This is a genomic window from candidate division KSB1 bacterium, assembly GCA_034506335.1.
In the GTDB taxonomy this organism is placed as follows: Bacteria; Zhuqueibacterota; Zhuqueibacteria; order JANLFK01; family Oleimicrobiaceae; genus Oleimicrobium.
On sequence record JAPDPR010000016.1, the window covers coordinates 15,032 to 32,711 of the forward strand.

The 17,680-nt window shown below is 60.3% G+C and carries 13 protein-coding genes and 1 pseudogene; all 14 read right to left on the reverse strand.

Going from position 1 to position 17,680, the window contains the following annotated elements:
• Nucleotides 1-44: 44 nt before the first annotated feature.
• The 14 genes and pseudogenes from bamA to ONB25_06885 all read right to left on the reverse strand — a co-directional run bounded on the left by bamA (nucleotide 45) and on the right by ONB25_06885 (nucleotide 17,610).
• Nucleotides 45-2,360 (reverse strand): outer membrane protein assembly factor BamA, encoded by a 2,316-nt coding sequence (gene bamA, locus ONB25_06820; GenBank protein ID MDZ7392587.1) that lies wholly within the window; start codon nucleotides 2,358-2,360, stop codon nucleotides 45-47.
• A gap of 94 nt (nucleotides 2,361-2,454) precedes the next feature.
• The gene (locus ONB25_06825; GenBank protein ID MDZ7392588.1) at nucleotides 2,455-6,564 is read right to left on the reverse strand and encodes a translocation/assembly module TamB domain-containing protein; all 4,110 of its coding nucleotides are present in this window, start codon (nucleotides 6,562-6,564) and stop codon (nucleotides 2,455-2,457) included.
• Between the two features lie 201 nt (nucleotides 6,565-6,765).
• Nucleotides 6,766-7,509: an isoprenyl transferase gene (locus tag ONB25_06830; GenBank protein MDZ7392589.1), complete on the reverse strand. Its 744-nt coding sequence runs from the start codon at nucleotides 7,507-7,509 to the stop codon at nucleotides 6,766-6,768.
• Between the two features lie 180 nt (nucleotides 7,510-7,689).
• The gene (locus ONB25_06835) at nucleotides 7,690-8,799 is read right to left on the reverse strand and encodes a tetratricopeptide repeat protein (protein MDZ7392590.1); all 1,110 of its coding nucleotides are present in this window, start codon (nucleotides 8,797-8,799) and stop codon (nucleotides 7,690-7,692) included.
• Between the two features lie 82 nt (nucleotides 8,800-8,881).
• Nucleotides 8,882-9,916 carry an S-methyl-5-thioribose-1-phosphate isomerase gene (mtnA, locus tag ONB25_06840; GenBank protein MDZ7392591.1) on the reverse strand — a complete coding sequence of 345 codons (1,035 nt, stop codon included), beginning with the start codon at nucleotides 9,914-9,916 and terminating at the stop codon, nucleotides 8,882-8,884.
• Between the two features lie 171 nt (nucleotides 9,917-10,087).
• Nucleotides 10,088-11,413: a hypothetical protein gene (locus tag ONB25_06845; protein ID MDZ7392592.1), complete on the reverse strand. Its 1,326-nt coding sequence runs from the start codon at nucleotides 11,411-11,413 to the stop codon at nucleotides 10,088-10,090.
• A gap of 38 nt (nucleotides 11,414-11,451) precedes the next feature.
• A complete protein-coding gene (locus ONB25_06850; protein ID MDZ7392593.1) occupies nucleotides 11,452-11,958 on the reverse strand; it encodes a LytR C-terminal domain-containing protein in 507 nt (168 codons plus the stop codon).
• Nucleotides 11,959-12,038: 80 nt separating this feature from the next.
• The gene (locus ONB25_06855) at nucleotides 12,039-12,518 is read right to left on the reverse strand and encodes a hypothetical protein (protein ID MDZ7392594.1); all 480 of its coding nucleotides are present in this window, start codon (nucleotides 12,516-12,518) and stop codon (nucleotides 12,039-12,041) included.
• A 253-nt stretch (nucleotides 12,519-12,771) separates the two neighbouring features.
• Nucleotides 12,772-12,918: pseudogene (locus ONB25_06860) on the reverse strand (site-specific DNA-methyltransferase).
• Between the two features lie 73 nt (nucleotides 12,919-12,991).
• Nucleotides 12,992-13,759 carry a sugar phosphate nucleotidyltransferase gene (locus ONB25_06865; GenBank protein MDZ7392595.1) on the reverse strand — a complete coding sequence of 256 codons (768 nt, stop codon included), beginning with the start codon at nucleotides 13,757-13,759 and terminating at the stop codon, nucleotides 12,992-12,994.
• Entirely contained in the window at nucleotides 13,759-14,607 is an 849-nt protein-coding gene (gene panC / locus ONB25_06870; protein MDZ7392596.1) for a pantoate--beta-alanine ligase, read from the reverse strand. The genes ONB25_06865 and panC overlap by 1 nt, the downstream gene beginning before the upstream one ends.
• A 21-nt stretch (nucleotides 14,608-14,628) precedes the next feature.
• Nucleotides 14,629-15,450, reverse strand: coding sequence for a 3-methyl-2-oxobutanoate hydroxymethyltransferase (panB, locus tag ONB25_06875; GenBank protein MDZ7392597.1), 822 nt, complete (start codon nucleotides 15,448-15,450; stop codon nucleotides 14,629-14,631).
• 6 nt (nucleotides 15,451-15,456) lie between these two features.
• A complete protein-coding gene (gene mnmA / locus ONB25_06880; GenBank protein MDZ7392598.1) occupies nucleotides 15,457-16,563 on the reverse strand; it encodes a tRNA 2-thiouridine(34) synthase MnmA in 1,107 nt (368 codons plus the stop codon).
• A gap of 120 nt (nucleotides 16,564-16,683) precedes the next feature.
• Nucleotides 16,684-17,610 carry a PorV/PorQ family protein gene (locus ONB25_06885; GenBank protein ID MDZ7392599.1) on the reverse strand — a complete coding sequence of 309 codons (927 nt, stop codon included), beginning with the start codon at nucleotides 17,608-17,610 and terminating at the stop codon, nucleotides 16,684-16,686.
• Nucleotides 17,611-17,680 lie beyond the last annotated feature (70 nt).

Below are 17,680 nucleotides of genomic sequence, written 5' to 3' on the forward strand. Positions count from 1 at the left end.
GGCCGTCGGCAGTTGTCAGCACGGCCCTCCTTACTCCTCGATGTCTAAAATCCTCGGCCAAACACAAAGTGCGGCACCCACCTGCCGCGTCGCTCGCCCGTCCTGGCGTCGACATTATCAAAGCCATACGCATAGTCGAAGCCCAGAATGCCGATCATGGGCATGTACACACGCGCGCCAAAGCCCACTGACCGTTTCAGGTCATTCGGGTCGCACCGCGTCATCGTCGGCCAGGTATTGCCCGCTTCGGCAAAGAGCAGGGCAAACACAGTGGGATTGGGCACGATGGGCAGACGGAGCTCTGCCGTGTACTTAAGCAGGACACGGTCGCCCATGGCGCTCGCATACCCGGCAAGGGGATCCTGATAGCCTCGCAGGGGTGTGGAGCGCGACATACCCTCGCCACCGATGAAGAACAAGTCCAAGTATGGGATGCGCGAGTCACGGGCAAATCCATCCATGTAGCCCGCCTCAAGGCCCAAGTGCAGGATCAGCTGCCAAAACGTGGGCAAGAACCAGTCGCTGGAGAACTGATGCTTGTGGTAGCCCACATTGCCGCCTAAAGGGCCACCGGCGATCTGGGTCTGCAGCGTCACCTGCGAGCCCCTGCGGGGGAATTCCGGGTGGTCCAGGCTATTGCGCGAAATGATCTGCGCAATGCTTCGGCTCGTCAGTGGCCCCATCTCTTCGTAACGCCTGAAGTAGGGGTTAGTCTCGAGCAGAATGGGCAAAAAGTCGGAAAGCTGCGTTTGGTCCACAGCGAAGATCCAGTCGCCGCGGAAGTAGTTGTCCGGCCAGCGGAAGCGCCGCCCCACGCGGAGCGAACCACCCCGGCTGCGCTGACGGTAGCCGATGTAAAGCGGGTCCCGCTTGGTGTCGTAGAAACTGAACCCGGCCAACGTCGGTGTGTCGAACAACCACGGCTCAGTGAAACTGATCATGAACGACCGGAAGCTCCGCCCAAAGTTCCAGTCAAAGCTCAGGCGCTGGCCATTGCCGAAGAGGTTATTCATGGACACGCCGATGCTGCCGATCATCTTGTCGCGTTCGCTCCACCCGGCCGACATGTTCGCGGTGTCGGTGGACTTTTCTTCAACCTTGAACTCCACGTCCACCTTCTTCTCGTCCACCGGCTGCACTTTCGGTTCCACATTGGCGAAGTAGTTGAGCATGTACACTTCGCGCTGGCTCCGAATCAGCAGATCGCGGTTAAAGACCTCGCCAGGACGAATCCGCAACTCGCGGCGAATAACCTTCTCCTTGGTCTTGGTGTTCCCGGTGATGTGAATCTTGTGAATGTGCGCCTGGTCGTTCTCCATCACCACAAAGTGTACATCCACCCGGTCCTCGCCCACCGGCCGCTCTTTTGGGCTGATATTGGCATAGATATAGCCGTTGTCGTAATACAAGCCACCGATTCTCTCAAACACCGCCTTGTTCAGTTTCCCCTTGTCGTAGATGTCCCCCTCCTTAAAGTCCAACAGCCGCGCCAGCTCCTCCTCGGTGTAGACCTTGTTGCCTTCCCAGGTGATGGTCCCGAACCGGTACTGCTTGCCTTCGTGCACCCAGATGGCGATGTACATGTCGTCGCCGGCAGTGCCGTAGTAGACAGAGTCGCGCAGCACCTCCGCGTCGCGGTAGCCGTGGTTGTGGTAAAACTCGACCACCTTGTCCAGGTCTTCCTCATACTTTTTCCGGTCAAAATCGGCGCCACGCCACCAGCGATCCTCCTTGGTCCCCTTCATCTGCCTGCGCAATTTGCCGTCATCAAAGGCCACGTTTCCATAGAAGTCGATCTTCTTGATCTGAACCTTTTTCCCTTCGTCGATGACCACCCGCACCACGACCCGGTCCGGAGTCTCGGCTGGGCGCACCTGCATGTCGATCTTTGCCAGCAAGTACCCCTTCTCCTTGTACGCGTCCTTAAGCTTCTTGCGGGCGCGCTGCAAGGTTCGCTGGCTCATCACCTGGCCACGATAGAAGTTGAGCTTACCGTCGATTTCTTCTTTCTTGAGCTTCTTATTCCCCTCAAGCTCCACCCTTTCCAGGCGCGGGTATTCGCTCACCTTGATGCTCAAAAACACCCCGTCAGCCACCTCGCGGTCCAAGAGGATCTGCACGTCGGAAAAAATGTCCAGGCTCCAGAGCTGACGGATGGCGTTCTGGATGTCGTCGCTCGTGATCTGGCTACCCACCGTCAAGCCGGAGCTCAGGCGGATCATGTTGCCGTCGGCGGTCTTGTTGCCTTCCACAGACAGACCGAGTAACTTGACGCTGCGGCGGCCGGTCTGGCCAAAAACCACTACGCCTTGAAACAGCACAGCGATGAGCACAAGTCCGACAACCAGTGTTCTTTTCATTCCTCGCTCATGCACTCCATGATCTCCTCTCTGCGCACAATGTACAAAATCCCGAGAAAATTGCCAAGGGAAAAACTGCCGCTCTCTACCCCGGTCAGAAGGGGAACCAGTGCCTGATCCAGAATCTGGTGTCGTCCTTGCGCCAGAGCATGAGGCCGTCGTAGTCGTATTCCATCTCGATCAACAGCTTGGGATTCAGGCGCAGCTCAAGACCGAAGGTGTGGTGCAGCCCAAGCCCGGGCACCTGATAGCGATAATCAAGCCCCGATTCCAGTTGGCCGGTGTAGACCAGGTACAGGTCATCGCTCAAGTACTTGCCCACGGTCAGCCGTGTGCTGCGGAGCAGGTAGAGCTTGCTCGGAATAGGCACTGAGCTGGCCAGGTTCATCTCGATGAAGTTGCGGGTTAAACGAGAGCTCAGACGGACCACGTCCAATCCCAGGTAGTTCTCCAAGCGTCGTTCGAAGGGGCGGAAGAGGTGCCGGAAAACCAGGTTGTCCGCGCTGATGCCGATGACGTCCACAGTCTTTTGCCGCAGCCGATCCGGTGTGTAGCCCAGACTGGCCAGGAGCTGGGCTTCGGTGCTCCCCAAGGAGGCATTGTCGGAGGACAGCTGGAAGCGGAGTTCATCCCACCGTGCCCGATATCGCTGGTCCAGCACCCGTTCGTCCACCTTGCGGCCTTCCAGAGCGCGATCGACCGTGGCCAGCGTCAGGTAGATCTGGCAGGGGATGCCATTGGAGTCCGCGACGGTGGTGTAGGCTCTGCCGTAGACGATCGGAATCAAGGTGTTGCGATCGAATTCAATGCCCGCCTGCTCAAGACGGAAGTTCATGTCCAGGTACTCCACGCTTCCGCGCGTGGATTTCAGTTCCCCCTCTACGCGAAAGGTCTCGTCGCTCACCCTTCCGGTGAAGTGCAATCCGCCGTAGCGCTCGTCCAGGTCCAACGTTACGTACACGTTGTCTAATGCCCCTGGCAACTTCTTGACGTAGCGCGTGTTGGTACCGGGCACCACTCGCAGGTCCCAGTCCACCCCCTCCAGGACCTGGGTCAAATGGCTGCTCACTCCTCCGCTCTCATTGAAGGGATAGGCAAACTCGACACCGTGCAGCACCATGGTGCCGTACACCACCGGACGCTCCGGTGGGCCAGCCACACAGAAGCGGTCCTCAGCACCATACCCCAGCAGCTGGAAACGGCCATACTCCCCCTGCTCCATCAGTCCCGGGATGTTCAGCACTATGCCGTCCGGCGAAGTCTCGATGACCAGGATGCCCAAACTGACGCCCAGTTCCTCGAGTTCGAAGGGCAGCAGGGAGCGACGGTAGCCTTTCCCCACCGAAGGCACATTGTAGATCACAAAGGGTTCGCCGCCCATGAGCCCACGCAGCTCAACAAGTTCCACAAAGTGACTCTCCGGGCGAAGGCGCATGGTGCCCTTGAGTTGCTTGATAACGGGCACGATTGATGCACATCTAAGTTCGCCGTCTTCCAGCGTCAACTCGCCTTCCTCGAGACGTGGGCTGCTCCAGGTGCCACCGAGGCGCAGACGCACAGCGCACCGGCTCTTTCCTTCCTTGACAAAGCCGCCTGAACTGGCCAAGAGTCGAAGCAGATCGCCTTTTCCTTCAGCCTCCACGGCCAGCGGCTCTTCCAGGTCCAGGGGCAGGGCTCCTTGCGCTTGCACGCTGAACCCATCATTTCGCACCAGCCGCAGGGTGCGCAGGCGCGCGTATTGAGCGCCCCGCGCTTGATCGGGTACCGAATCCGGTCTGCCAGCCACCGACAGGTGAAGCGTATCGATGCCGACACCAAAAACCTTCCCCTTTAGCACTTGAACTTCTGCCGAAACATCAAGACCGTCCGACGCACCCTCGGCCTTAACCTGCAGGTTGGCCTCTCCTCGGACAACGTCCCTCAAGCCGCTGAAAGCGGCGAAAGCTCTGTTCAGGTCTATGCCCTGGCCAGAGACCGATAGACGGCTAACCCTGCCAGAGGCGTCAAGGGAGAACTCGCCCCGCACCACCTCCCGTTCGCCGTCCTTGACGGCGAGCTCCTCTACCCGCAGAGCCGAGCCCTCTGTGCGGAAGCTCAAGGCCCCAGCGAACGGTCCCTCGCCGTGAAAATAGGCATCGCTGAAGGCCACTGCCCCCTTCACCTGCGGTGCCTGGAGTGACCCCGCGAAGGCCACTTCGCCGTTCAATTCGCCACGGACCAGCGAGTCGGGCACAAAGGTGAGCTTCTCGATACGCGCCCCGCGCACGCGGACGTCACCCTGCAGCTTTCCCCGATCAAGCTTAAGCCATGCCCCTACTGAGGAACCCAGCGTCAACTTGCTGATTTCCACACCCCGCTTTCTAAAGACAACTTCCAACTGTCCAGGCGTCTCATCCACCCGATCGGGGAAAAGGCGCAGAGCATTGCGCCACGTGCGCTGTTCCCTGAGGCCTTGCAGCTCGCCGGTAAGGAGCACCAAGGGGTGTACCAGGTCGTTTGCATCTCGCCATCGCCCTTCCATTCGGGTCTGCAGACTGTCGGGCGTTCCTTGGAGTGCCATGTCGAATTCCACGTGGCGCCGCACGGTTTCCGGAACAAGCTTGGGCCACAAGGAAGCGACAAGCACGTGGAGGTTGCGCCCTTCGGCAAAAACCTGCCGAGCCTGGGTCCATCCTCGGACATGGAGATCGTCGTCGCCAACTGCATCCACCTCCAGCCGCCCCGTGGCGTAGGACAGGTTCCCGCGCACCTGCACCGCGCGCGCACCGGAATCCCCCAGTGTGAGCGCAAAACCGGCCTGCACCCATGGCGCAGTCAGGGTCCCACCCATTTCTGCCGTCGCGGAATCACGACAAGAGCTGATGTGTACCCCGAGCAACCGTCTCAACTCCTGGGCTACATCCCCCTTTGCCTTGAGGGAAGCTCGGATGGTAGGGCCGTTCCGCGTCAGAGTCAGACTGCCGCTCCCTTGCCACGCGTTGCCAACGGCCGATGCCCGTAGCGCGCGAATCCTGACCACCGAATCGCTGTAGGCAAATTCGGCCTTGGCCTGTCTCACCTCCATCTTATCAAACCACATCCGCGGCGAGGCGACCCACCCCTCCCCCCGCAACGAATCCAGGCCGCCGCGTACGGCTACCTCTCCCGTGAAGAACCCCCTCAGTCTACTCTTGCCTCCCCCAAAGGCAAAGGGCGCCAACTCAGCCAGGTCAAGGTTCCGGCCCGCGAGCGTCAGCTGCACGCGGGGGTGCACCAGCTCGGCGACGGTCCCGTTGAGGCTCAATTCTGCCTGATTTGGCAACCGCCCTCGCGCCTCCACCACGAGCTCCTCGGTGCTGCCCCGGAGTTGAACCGTACCCTCCTCCATCACCAGTGTGCGCTCGCCCAGAGTCACTTTAGCGTCCGTCAGCTGCAGGTCACAGGCGAGCCGCAAGGCAGAGCCCGTTGCGGAGTCAGGCCACACCGAGCAACTCCCCTGAAGCTTTCCGTCCGTAAGGGGAATGCCATGATCTGACAGCGGCAGTTTGGAGAGGTCCCAGCCACGGAGAGCCAGCTCACCCTGCCGCAAACGCAGTCCGTCAAGGTCGATAAGACCGCGGAGTTCTACCGACCCGCCTCGCGAAGTAAACGGCTTGCCAGTAAGGTGCAGTGAGGCTTGGGACCTGCCCTCAGCGGCAAGCACACCTTCTACCTCCCGCACCAGAGTCACCGGAGAAGCGGCAGTATCCACCAGGACAAGCTCCCCGCCGGTTACGGTCACTCTTCGCAGCAGGGTAAAAGGTCCGCTCCCCCCTGAAAGCGGCGCGGGGCCTTGGGAAGTCCCTACTCTGTCCTCGCTCTGATTAAGAGGGAGTCGCTGTCGCAGGAAACTCACCCGAGGGTTGATCAAAAGGGCATCGCCGCCCAGTTGCGCAGACTCTTTGCCCTTCAGGAGGAGGCGTACGAGGCTGAAGCCCAGGCGCACGTCATCAATCTGCACAGAGTAAGCGGCCCGCTGCAGGCGAACATCGCGCAGGTGCAGGGTACCGAATCCGACCTCTACGCTACCCAGCGTAAAACCCTGGCCCAACGCGGGCCTGGCCGTGTCCATCACGAGGTTGTAAATCCGCTGGCTTGCGCCGCTGATCCGCCATCCGTAGTACAAGAATCCGGCTGTCAGAGCCAGCACTACAAGTACCAGCAGGACCCATCGACGTTCACGCATGGTGCCCTGGAGAAAACCTCATTGCGCAAAAAACCAACCGTTAAACCAGGCCCCTTCGGGCAAAGTTCCTTTGCCGCGCCGTGTGGCCGGCCCTGGTACCGTGGCCCCTCCACCGCATGGGCCGCAATTGGGGTAATGATGCAAAGGAGTAAAGCACTGGAGGGTACCCCGCGGTCTGGTGGTTTGGCAAGCGGCGAGTGGTCAGCCTCTTACAAGCTGTTCGCTGACCCGCCCGAAGCGGCGTTCCCGACGCTGATAGGCCTCAATGGCGGCGAAAAACTCCCTCTTGCGGAAATCGGGCCAGAGTACGTCGGTGACATAGATTTCGGTGTACGCGAGCTGCCAGAGCAGAAAGTTGCTGATGCGCAGCTCACCGCTGGTCCTAATGAGGAGGTCAGGGTCTGGGATGTCCCGCGTGTAGAGGAAGCGCGAAACGGTCTGCTCGTTGATCTCCTCCGGCTTCAGCTCCCCGCGCAGTGCTGCAGCCACCATTGCCCGCACCGCATCGACGATCTCCACGCGTCCGCCGTAGCTCAGCGCGAGGTTCACCGTCAACCCGGTATTCTTGCTCAGGCGCTGCACGGTATTTGTCACGCCACGCCGGGCCGCAGGGGGCAAATCCTCAAGATGGCCAATAGTCATCAGGCGCACATTGTTTCTATCCAGCTCATCGACTTCTGTGCGAATGGTCTTCAGGAGCAGGCGCATGAGGGCGGAAACCTCGCTGCGCGGGCGCCGCCAATTCTCCGTGGAAAAGGTGTACAGGGTCAAGACCTGGATGCCCAGTTCCCCACAACCTTCCACCACCGCGCGCACCGAGTTTATGCCTTCTTGGTGACCTGCCACTCGCGGCAGACCCCGCTGAATGGCCCACCGTCCGTTGCCATCCATAATGATGGCCACGTGTCGTGGCAATCCGCCCCGCCTCTTGATGCGCTCGCGAATTTCCTCTAGTTCCTCTGGCACGGTCTCAGGCCTCAAGATATTCTCACACCGCACGCTGTTAAGTTATGCCAAACGAGCGTCAAAATCAAGGGAAAACTAAGCGATAGCCGCACGAGCGGTTCTCCGTAACAAAAAGGCCCCGCCTGTACGGGGCCTTGCAGCTTTCGGTGATGCGCCAACTCACTTGCGCAGTTCGGCAGCCCGATCGAATGCCTTCTCCCCGTCTTCGCGCCGACCACAATTGACATAAGCCACGCCCAGATTGTACCAGGCATTCGCGTTATCCGGCTTGATCTGAACGGCCTTTTCCAGATAGGGGATGGCACCACAGTGGTATTTCTCGATCTCCTTTTTCAGCGCCTCAATTTCCTTTTCAGTGAAGCGCTTCCCCTTTTCCTCTTCCTCCACAGCCCGCTTCCGGATTTGGTCACCGATGCTCAAGTAGGCATTGCCCACGTTCACGAGAGCGTCGGCGTCTTCCGGATTCTTGTCGATGACCTTTTGGAACTGCTCAATCGCCTTTTCGTACTCGCCACGCAGGTAATGGAGGCGGCCAAGATTGAACAGCAGGTCGGTATTCTCCGGCTGTTGCTCGAGGGCCCTCTCATACTCGGCAAGGGCCTTGTCACCTTCGCCCATGTAGTCGTAGGCGAGCGCCTTGGTCGACAGGGCGTCCACATCTCCAGGGTCCAGGGCCAAGCGTTTGTCGGCTACCTTGAGCACTTGGGGGAACTCTTCAGCCTGCATGTAGAGCGAGGTCAGCGAGCGAAGTGCGTCCTTGTCAGTGGGCGCCAGCTCTACCACCTTCTCATACATGGCTATCGCGCGCGGCAAGCTGTCCAGCTGCACGTAGGTATAGCCCAGGTTCTTGTACGCCTCCAAGTGCTGGGGGTCGATCACCAGGCAGGTTTCAAAGTCCTTTTTGGCCGCTTCCAGCTGCCCGGCATTCACCTTCTTCACCCCGTTGTTGAAGTAACTGACCCAGTGCCGCTCGATCTCGTGCTTGATGCGCGGCTCGAAGCGGGGCGAAATGGCCAACGAGGCGTCGAACTCTTTGCGCATCCCCTCAAAGTCGCCCCGCTGTGCGTACGCCTGCCCCAGGAGGAAGTGAGCCTCGGCATCCTGAGGATAGAGCTTGACCGCCATCTCCAACTGCTCGGTGGCCTTCGCCCAGTCATCTTGCTGGATGTACACTTTGGCGGAAGTGACTTCCTTGGACTGGCACCCCACAAGGACGAGGCTCGCTCCGACCCCTGCCAGCACCATGAGAGCGATGAACCGCTTCAACATCTTTAGGTCTCCTTCATTTGGTGTAGTATGAGTTCTATCAATCGAAATTGACGGCGAAATATACGGCAAAACTCCCTCTAAATCAAGCACTATTTCGCAACTTCTCAGCAAAGGGCGGAGTGAGCACCCCCTTTTCGGTGATGATAGCGCTCACCAGTTCATGTGGAGTAACATCAAACGCCGGGTTGTACACTCTAATCTCGCGTGGAGCAGTCTGCACACCAAATCCGGCGACCACCTCCTCTGCGTTGCGCTCCTCGATGGGTATTTCCGCGCCGGTGGGTGTCTCCAGATCCACGGTTGACGAGGGGGCCGCCACGTAGAAGGGGATGCCGTGGTAGTGTGCGGCGACCGCCAGGTTGTAGGTGCCCACCTTGTTCGCCACATCCCCGTTGGCAGCGATGCGGTCAGCTCCTACCAGCACACAGTCCACTCGCTTCTGCTGCATCAGGAAGGCTGCCGTGGCATCACAGATGAGCGTGACGTCAAATCCCTCATGCAGGAGTTCCCAGGCGGTGAGGCGCGCGCCCTGGAGCAAGGGACGTGTCTCGTCTACGTAAACGGTGACTCTCTTGCGCATCTCTCGCGCGGCATACAGTACACCCAAGGCTGTGCCATATCCTGCGGTTGCCAGCGCACCGGCGTTGCAATGGGTCAGCACGCGTACTTGCTCTGGCAAAAGTGCCGCACCATGGCGCCCGATGCGCTCGCACATCTTCCGGTCCTCTTCCATGATCGCCTGCGCTTCCCGGACCAGCATTCGAGTAATCTCGCTCACCAGGCGACTGGGGTTCCGTCCTACCACCGCGCGCATCCGATGCAGAGCCCAGCTAAGATTCACCCCAGTGGGCCGTGTCTCCTTGAGACGATTGATGGCACGGTCTATCTCTTCGAAAAAGCGCGCCCTCTCGGAGGGTGGCACCTTTTGTGCCGCCAGCACCACGCCGAAAGCTGCGGCCACCCCTATAGCCGGCGCACCCCGAATGCGCAGCCTCTCGATGGCTTCAGCAACGCCCTCGTAGGTGTCCAGGTCAAGGTACACAAGCTCCCCGGGCAGTTTGGTCTGATCTATGATCCGAAGCTTCCCGTCAATCCACTCCAACGCTCTTATCTTCATTACGTCTCCTCGTTAATGGCCCTTATGCACTTCCAGAAAAAGGGGCCTTTAGTTCCGCGTATTGCTCCGGGCAGTCAGTATGCGCCCTTTTTCGTCATCAAGGTCGCACCTCGTCCCCCCATGCCGCGCGTGCCGTTCGGTCAACAAAAGACCGGGTGCCAGCGCTCCTATTCAGGTTTCAAGTCCTTCGATGTGTTCCGCCTTTCTCTCCTTCAGCAGGCTTTCCACCAAGTCGACGATGCGGGCGGTGGCCCCCAGTCGCTCCTGTACCATCGCCCTGGCTTCTCTCCCTGCGCGTATGCGGGCGCCCTCATCTCGCAGCAAGAGGGTGATGCGCTCGGTCATCTCCTCCGTGCCTGTCACACAAAACCCGCCGCCCCTGGAGGCGAGCTCCAGCGCCTCCAGGCTATTCTGGTGACGCGGACCGAAGAGGACAGGTATGCCATAGACCGCCGGTTCCAGCACACTGTGCACGCCAGAGGTGAATCCACCCCCGACATAGGCCAGATCGGCCACGGAGTAAATGTTGGCCAGGATCCCCATCTCGTCCACCACTAGCACCCCATTGGGGGCGTGCGGATCACTGCGCCATGCGCTCAGTCTCACGGAGGACAAACCATGGTTGGCCAGTTGTCCTTCGAGAATGCTCAAGTGTTCCGGGTGGGGCTCGTGCGGCACTAAGATGACCTGCAACTGAGGGAACTCTGATCGAAGCTTCGTTAGTGCCGGCAGGAGGTATTTGTCATCTGCCGGCCACGTGCTCCCTGCTACCAGCACTGGGCCCTGGCGGAAACGGGTCTGCAGGTCCAGCACCCGGTCGTTCTCCAAAGCCCGGCGTTGCACCTGGTCGTAGCGGGTGTCGCCCATCGTTACGATGTGCGGGTTTCTTCCGGCCACACGGCGCAGCCGGTCCACCTCTTTGGGCGCTGTCGTGAGAATGTAATCGAACCCACCGTAGAGCAGCCTGCCCACCAACCGTCCTCGCCAGGTCTCGGGTGCGATCTTGGGGGACAGGCTCGCATCGATGAGCAACGAGGGCACGCGGTACCGCTGGAGCTGGCCCAGGTGGTTGGGCCAGATATCATGGCGCACCACCAGCGCGACATCCGGCCGCACCAGGCGCACAAAGCGTCTTGCCGCAAGAGGTCCATCCACAGGAAGGTAGGTCACCACGTCCGCCTCTTGCTTGTGGTCGATGTGTCCGTACACCGAGGGCGAGGTGACGCTCAAGACCACGGCCACGGGCTTGAGACGCTCCCTGACGGCTGCCACCACGGGGCGTGCCTGTTCAAACTCACCCATGGAGCAGGCGTGAATCCACAGGCGCGGCGCATGCGGGTCCAGCGCAGCCAGCTTCTGCGGCAACTCCACAAAAAGATTGCGGCGCCCCACAACGGCGCGCCGCACCTTCCCGTTGATCAGTCTTCCAAGGCCCACCGCTACCTTCAAGAGCGGCACGGCGATGAGATTATACAAGACGAGCAACAGCTTCGGCATTTATCTCCTCTAAACCTCCCCAGCCGACCGCATAGACCCTACCGTCGGAATGGGGCCAGCCGCTGGTAGTCCCGTCCCAAGACCACCGTCACATCACACCCGGCCGAAGGGTCAAGTTGCACAAGGACGTCCTCATTGCCCAGGCCCAGCGCCGAGGCCACCCGACGCGCCTTCTCCTTCTTGTCGGAAACGCGGTCCAACACTACGGTGCGTTCAACGTCAAAGTTCCGCCAGTTCTGATGGCTTGCCACGAACCGATTGGCTTTGAGGTAGTCGCTCACCTGTTGCGCCACACCAGGCACTCCGCAGCCGTTCATCACCGCTACGACCACGCCGGCGTCCAGGCTCTGGTGTCCGGAGATCCGCGTGGGCGGCAGTTTCCGCAGGCCTCGAAAGATCAAGAAACCTGTGAGGAGAATATTTACGCACACTATGATGACCACCATGACCAGCGTCGTCGAGCTAGTCCTTGGCCGTCTGCCCCCTGGACCGCTGGGTCGCCGCGGTGCCACCCGCTTTCTGCCGTACACTCTTGCCCTCTGCACCGTACTTCCTCCCCGAAGCTTGTTGCGTGACCTCCACACCACCGTGCCTGCGGTAGCCCTCTCAAAGGCACATCACTGCCCTAAGGATGTTCCGGATCCCAGCGCCGACCGTCGTCCTCGGCCCATTGCCGCCAGGAGAACGGCAGGGCCTGATAGCCCACGTCAAGGGAGAACTTGCTGGACGGCCGGTACTGCAGCTGAACACCAGAGACAAACGGTCCTGTTGGACCCAACGACCTTAAGCCCGCGCTCTGGAATGGCGTATGCGCTATGCCCCATTGCAACCGCAGCTGCAACGGCTGGGAAACATCGTATTCGATTGTGTTGAGGTACAACCCCTGAGCCATGCTCTGCCCTCTTAAAGAAAAGTAGGAAAGGCTATAGGAATGGGACATGCGCAACCTGGAAGGATCGAGCCCCAGCAATCCACCCACGCCGGGAGTAACTCCTGTCCGCAGCTCCCTGGCCAGATCCAAGGGTTTGCTCTGCTCCTTGAGCTGAGCGCTGGCCACGCCCAGCAGTAGCAAAGATATGAGCACCACAATTATCAATCGTTGCATAACCCTTGTCTCTCCTTATGTGACCGACATGTACGACCCACCGACTTTACGACACGCCCAAACGAGATAGTGGGGTTCTTTCCTCTCTGGGCTAAGCCCCCTGTCCGCATGGAAACCACGCGTAGGCAATTATCCTTAGACAAAGGTCCACGCAAGGCCCCTCCGGGAGACCATAGGGTACAGAATACGAGCGAGCGCGACACCGAATGCGCCCATGCGCGGTTCACCTGTATTGCCACATCTAGTCCTCTTAGGAATCATGGAATCCTATCTGTCTCTCGTCCCCATAGTCTTTGAGCTGCCAATAGGGCGGCGAAGTGATGATGAGGTGCACCAACTCATCAGCCACTTCCCTCATGTCCCGTGCATCGCCAATGATAATGCGGTGATGGGTTTGCATCATGCCTCCCCGGACGGCCCCTCGTCCTATGAACTCTCACCTATGACAAATTAAGCAAAACGGGCCGTCAAAGTCAACCGCTTTTTTCGCCCTGCTGGCGCGCCAGAAGAACCCTTTCTACCTCGTGCAGTTGTTCCACGCTGTTCACGCCCATACTTTCGTCAAAATCGGGCGTCACCACCGCTGCCACTCGCTCGCCGCGGCGGCGCATGATTTTCACCACGTCCGGCAGGTAGTATTCGCCTTGAGCGTTGTCGTTGCTGACCAGGGGGATGGTGGCAAAGAGCTCCTTCGCGTCGAAGACATAGGTGCCGATATTCACCTCCTGGATGGCCTTCTCCTCGGGTGTGGCGTCCTTCTCCTCGACAATCCGGTCCACAAAACCTTGGGGGTCGCGGATGATGCGCCCATAGCCGAAGGGGTTCTCGGTTCTCCCCACCAGAAGTGTGGCTACCGCGTCAGTCTGGCGATGCACGGCAATCAGTTCCTCAATGCGCGCCGGGCTAAGCAGCGGCACATCGCCGCATAGTACGAGGACTTCCCCATCAAAATCCTTCAGCAATGGCTCCGCCTGCGCCACGGCATGGGCTGTGCCCAGTTGCTCCTCCTGCACGGCAAACAGCACCCCGGTGTGGCGCAACGTCTCCATCACCCGCTCCCGTTGATGGCCCACCACCACAATGATCGGCTCTGCCCCCACCGCCCTAGCCTGGTCGATGACGTACATGACCATCGGCCGCCCAAGCACCTGATGCAGCACCTTGGCCAAATCCGATTTCATCCGCTTGCCCTTACCGGCGGCAAGAATTACAGCGGCGAGTCGCTCGTCCTTCCTTTTCATCAATCCACCTGTAGGAGCACGTTATCAATGAGCCTGGTAGTGCCAATCCACACGGCCAGCGCGACGAGTACCTGCCCGCGCAGCGTCTCCACTTCCTCCAATGTATGGGCATTCACCACCGCTACATAGTCAATGCGTGCCTCCGGTGCCGTCTGGATCACCCGTGCCAGCTCCTCTCGCAGCCGTGCGGCATCCCTCTCGCCCTTGGCCACCAACTCGGAGGCTCGCTGCAAGGCCTTGTACAGCACCACGGCCTGGGCCCTCTCGGCCGGAGACAAATAGGTGTTGCGCGAGCTCATCGCCAAACCGTCCGCCTCGCGCACAATGGGCGCCACTACAATCTCCAGATCGAAATTCAGGTCCTCAGCCATCCGCTTGACGACCAGCGCCTGCTGGGCATCTTTTTGCCCAAAGACTGCCAAGTGCGGCTTCACGATGTTGAACAGCTTGGCCACCACGGTGGTGACGCCGCGAAAGTGCGTGGGGCGCGAGCGCCCGCACAGCACCCCCGTGATCTTTTCCACCTCCACGTACGTGAGGTAGCCCTCGGGGTACATTTCCTCCACGGAGGGGTGAAAGACCACGTGGCAACCCGCCTCCTCGGCCAGGCGCAAATCGCGGGGCAGGTCGCGCGGGTAGCGCTGAAAGTCCTCGTGTGGAGCAAACTGCGTAGGGTTAACGAAGATGCTGGTCACCACCACATCTGCGCGCTCGCGGGCGATGCGGATTAGGCTCAAGTGGCCTTCGTGCAGATAGCCCATGGTGGGGACCAAACCGATGAGTTTGCCCTCCTGCCGCCAACGGTCCGCTTGGAGCTGCATCTCGCGAACCTTTTCGACAACCTGTATCTTCATGGGCTGGTCTGCCTCCTACTCTTCGCCTGCCTGAAAGCTCTCCTCAAGACTGGGGAAAGTACCCGCTTTCACATCGGCAACGTAGCCGGTGCAGGCTTGGCGAATGAGCTGCCCAAGTTCCGCATACCTTCGGGCGAATTTAGGGCGAAACTTTTCAAAGAGACCCAGCATGTCGTGCGTGACCAAGATCTGGCCGTCGCAGTACGGGCCCGCGCCAATGCCAATGGTGGGCACCGACACCGCCTCGGTGATGCGCTTGGCCACCTCCACGGGGATCTTCTCAAGCACGATGGCGAATGCACCGGCCTGCTCCAGGAGTCGCGCGTCACGCACCAGTCGCTCGGCTTCCTCCTGGGTAGCGCCCTGAAGGACGTAGCCACCGAACTTGCGAATGGACTGTGGCGTGAGCCCAAGGTGGCCTAACACCGGCATGCCGGCGGCCGTCAGCCGCGCGACCGTGTCGACCACCTCTTTTCCCCCTTCCACTTTTACCGCCTCTGCGCCCGCCTCCTGGAAAAAGCGGCCAGCATTGCGCATTGCCTCTTCTGCAGTCACTTGGTACGAGAGGAAGGGCATGTCGGCTACTAACAGGGCTCGTTTCACACCTCGACGCACGGCGGCGGTGTGGTAGAGCATGGCTTCCATGGTCATGGGCAGAGTGGTCTCATAGCCGGCCACTACCATCGCGGCGGAGTCGCCCACCAGGATGATGTCCAGGCCCGCCTCGTCCAGGAGGGCGGCCATGGTTGCATCGTAGGCGGTGAGGGCCGCGATCTTCTCCCCGCGGCGCTTCATCTCCCTCACCACCGGCACCGTCACTTTCTTAGGCCCTGCCATCGTCCCTCACTTGCGCTTCCCACAGATCACACCCCCTCCCACGACCACGTCACCGTCGTACAACACCACCGACTGCCCCGGGGTGACTGCCCGCTGGGGCCGGACAAAATCCAGCAGGAGGCGCTCATGATCAGCATACGCCACCACGGCGGCGAAACCCGGGTCTTTGTAGCGTATCTTGGCCGTGACGCGCTTCCCCTGTTCCGGACAGCCCTCTGAGACCCAGTTGACCGGCGACGCCTCCAGGCCAGAAGACAGGAGATCCTCGGCTGTGCCCACCTGCACGCGATTCAGCTCCGGCTGTATGTCCACAACGTATACCGGGTGGCCCAAGGCGACACCCACCCCCTTGCGTTGCCCGATCGTGTAGAAAGGATAGCCCCGGTGCTCCCCAACCACTGCGCCCAGGGCGTCCACGACCTCCCCCGGTCTCAACGTCCGGCCCATGCGCTCCGCACGCTCGGCGAGGAAGAGACCATAGTCGCCTCCAGGCACGAAACACACCTCCTGGCTCTCCGGGCGATCTGCCGTGGGCAGACCCAAGGAGACAGCCAGCTGACGCACTTCCTGCTTGTGCATCTCGCCCAGTGGGAAAATGGTGCGCGCCAGTTGTTCCTGCGTCAAAGCCCAGAGTGCATATGACTGGTCCTTCCGGGCATCGGCCCCCTTCCGCAACAGGAAGCGCCGGCGCTCCGGATCGAACGCCACACGCGCATAATGGCCAGTGGCGATATGCGTGGCTCCCAGGGTCATCGCCACTTTAAGCAGTTCGCCCCACTTGATACGGGCATTGCACAGAACACACGGATTTGGCGTGCGGCCTGCCAGATACTCCCGCACAAAGTGCGCCACAACTTCTCGCTCGAATTCGCGGCGCAGGTCAATGATATAGTGCCGAATACCAAGCTTCTCGCAGACAGCCTGGGCCTCTTTCACCGCCTCCAACGAGCAGCAGCTTTGCGGATGTGTTTCTGCGCCCTCCCAAAGGCGCATAGTCAGCCCCTTGACGGCATACCCTTGCTCCAGCAACAATGCGGCGGCCACCGAGCTATCCACGCCACCGCTCATCGCCACAGCGACGAGGGTACCCTTGTCAGCACCTCCACCTTTCATCGCCCGTTCTCGAGAAGCCTCACGTCAATTACCGGCCATAACAAAAAATCCGCTCCCCCGGGCGGGATACGGATCGCGCTGGCGGTACATCGTGTAAGCAATTGCCCGTCCCCAACTGGCTCAGAACACCCCGCTGATAGTCAAACGGTTCTGGCTTCCCACCTCCCCCATCGAGGAAAATGAGTAGTCGAACCGATACGCGCGCCACGTGAGGCCGAAGCCGAGGGAGATACCCGCCAAGTAGTCCTTGCTCCCCCCCACGTCCATGTCAGAGCCTATCGAGTCATACCCCCAGCGCAGGAACAAGCCCTCGCTGACCGTGAACTCTCCGCCAATCGACCACTGCCAGGTGTCGTCTGGATACTTATAGGCCGTCCCACCCAACAGGAGAGGTAAATGCTCCAACCTCTTCATTAATCCCACGCGATAAGCAAGGGGCAGTTGGTCCTTTTCCTCAACAAAGGCCGAGAGCACCGTCCCCACGTTGAATACGCCGGCCGCCACATCCAGATCATGCACGGGGGTGTGGTACAGGATGCCTGCATCGGCCAGCAAGGCACTGGATTGGTAGTTGTCGATGGTGGCGTAGACAAACTTGGCGCTGAGGCCGACAAGCAGTGCGGGGTTCAGTTTGCGGGCTACGGCCCCGATTGCGCATAATCCCCCAGCGCCGAACTCGCCCTGCTCCTGTCCGCTTTCATCCCGTCGCTTGAACGTGCCAAAATTGATATAGTTGACGCCCACGGCCCCGACAGTCGAAGGAGCCACGGGCTGCGCGTAGCCTACGAAGCCGGAGTGGAAATCGAGCACGTGTTTGAGATAGGTGAGGCTTGCTGTGCGCAGGCCAATTTCCGCCAGACCGGCGGGATTGTAGAACAACGCGTGCACATCCCCGGGCACGGCGATAAAAGTGCCCCCCATCGCGCTGGCGCGAGCCCCGACTTGCATGCGCAAGAACTGGAACCCTGTGGTACCAGGCGAGGAAGCATGCGCTGCAGCTGCAATGAATAGCGTCAGCGTAATGGTGACGGGGCGACGGGGAAACACGGCCCTCCCTTTGTGCGGTCCACACAACGTTTTGTGGCAGTGAGCCGGCGCGGGCTCCACCACACCCGGT

Coding starts and splice junctions, on each gene's coding strand:
- bamA (MDZ7392587.1), bottom strand. CDS start 2,360: ATGAAAAGAACACTGGTTGTCGGACTTGTGCTCATCGCTGTGCTGTTT.
- ONB25_06825 (MDZ7392588.1), bottom strand. CDS start 6,564: ATGCGTGAACGTCGATGGGTCCTGCTGGTACTTGTAGTGCTGGCTCTG.
- ONB25_06835 (MDZ7392590.1), bottom strand. CDS start 8,799: ATGTTGAAGCGGTTCATCGCTCTCATGGTGCTGGCAGGGGTCGGAGCG.
- mtnA (MDZ7392591.1), bottom strand. CDS start 9,916: ATGAAGATAAGAGCGTTGGAGTGGATTGACGGGAAGCTTCGGATCATA.
- ONB25_06845 (MDZ7392592.1), bottom strand. CDS start 11,413: ATGCCGAAGCTGTTGCTCGTCTTGTATAATCTCATCGCCGTGCCGCTC.
- ONB25_06855 (MDZ7392594.1), bottom strand. CDS start 12,518: ATGCAACGATTGATAATTGTGGTGCTCATATCTTTGCTACTGCTGGGC.
- ONB25_06865 (MDZ7392595.1), bottom strand. CDS start 13,759: ATGAAAAGGAAGGACGAGCGACTCGCCGCTGTAATTCTTGCCGCCGGT.
- panB (MDZ7392597.1), bottom strand. CDS start 15,450: ATGGCAGGGCCTAAGAAAGTGACGGTGCCGGTGGTGAGGGAGATGAAG.
- mnmA (MDZ7392598.1), bottom strand. CDS start 16,563: ATGAAAGGTGGAGGTGCTGACAAGGGTACCCTCGTCGCTGTGGCGATG.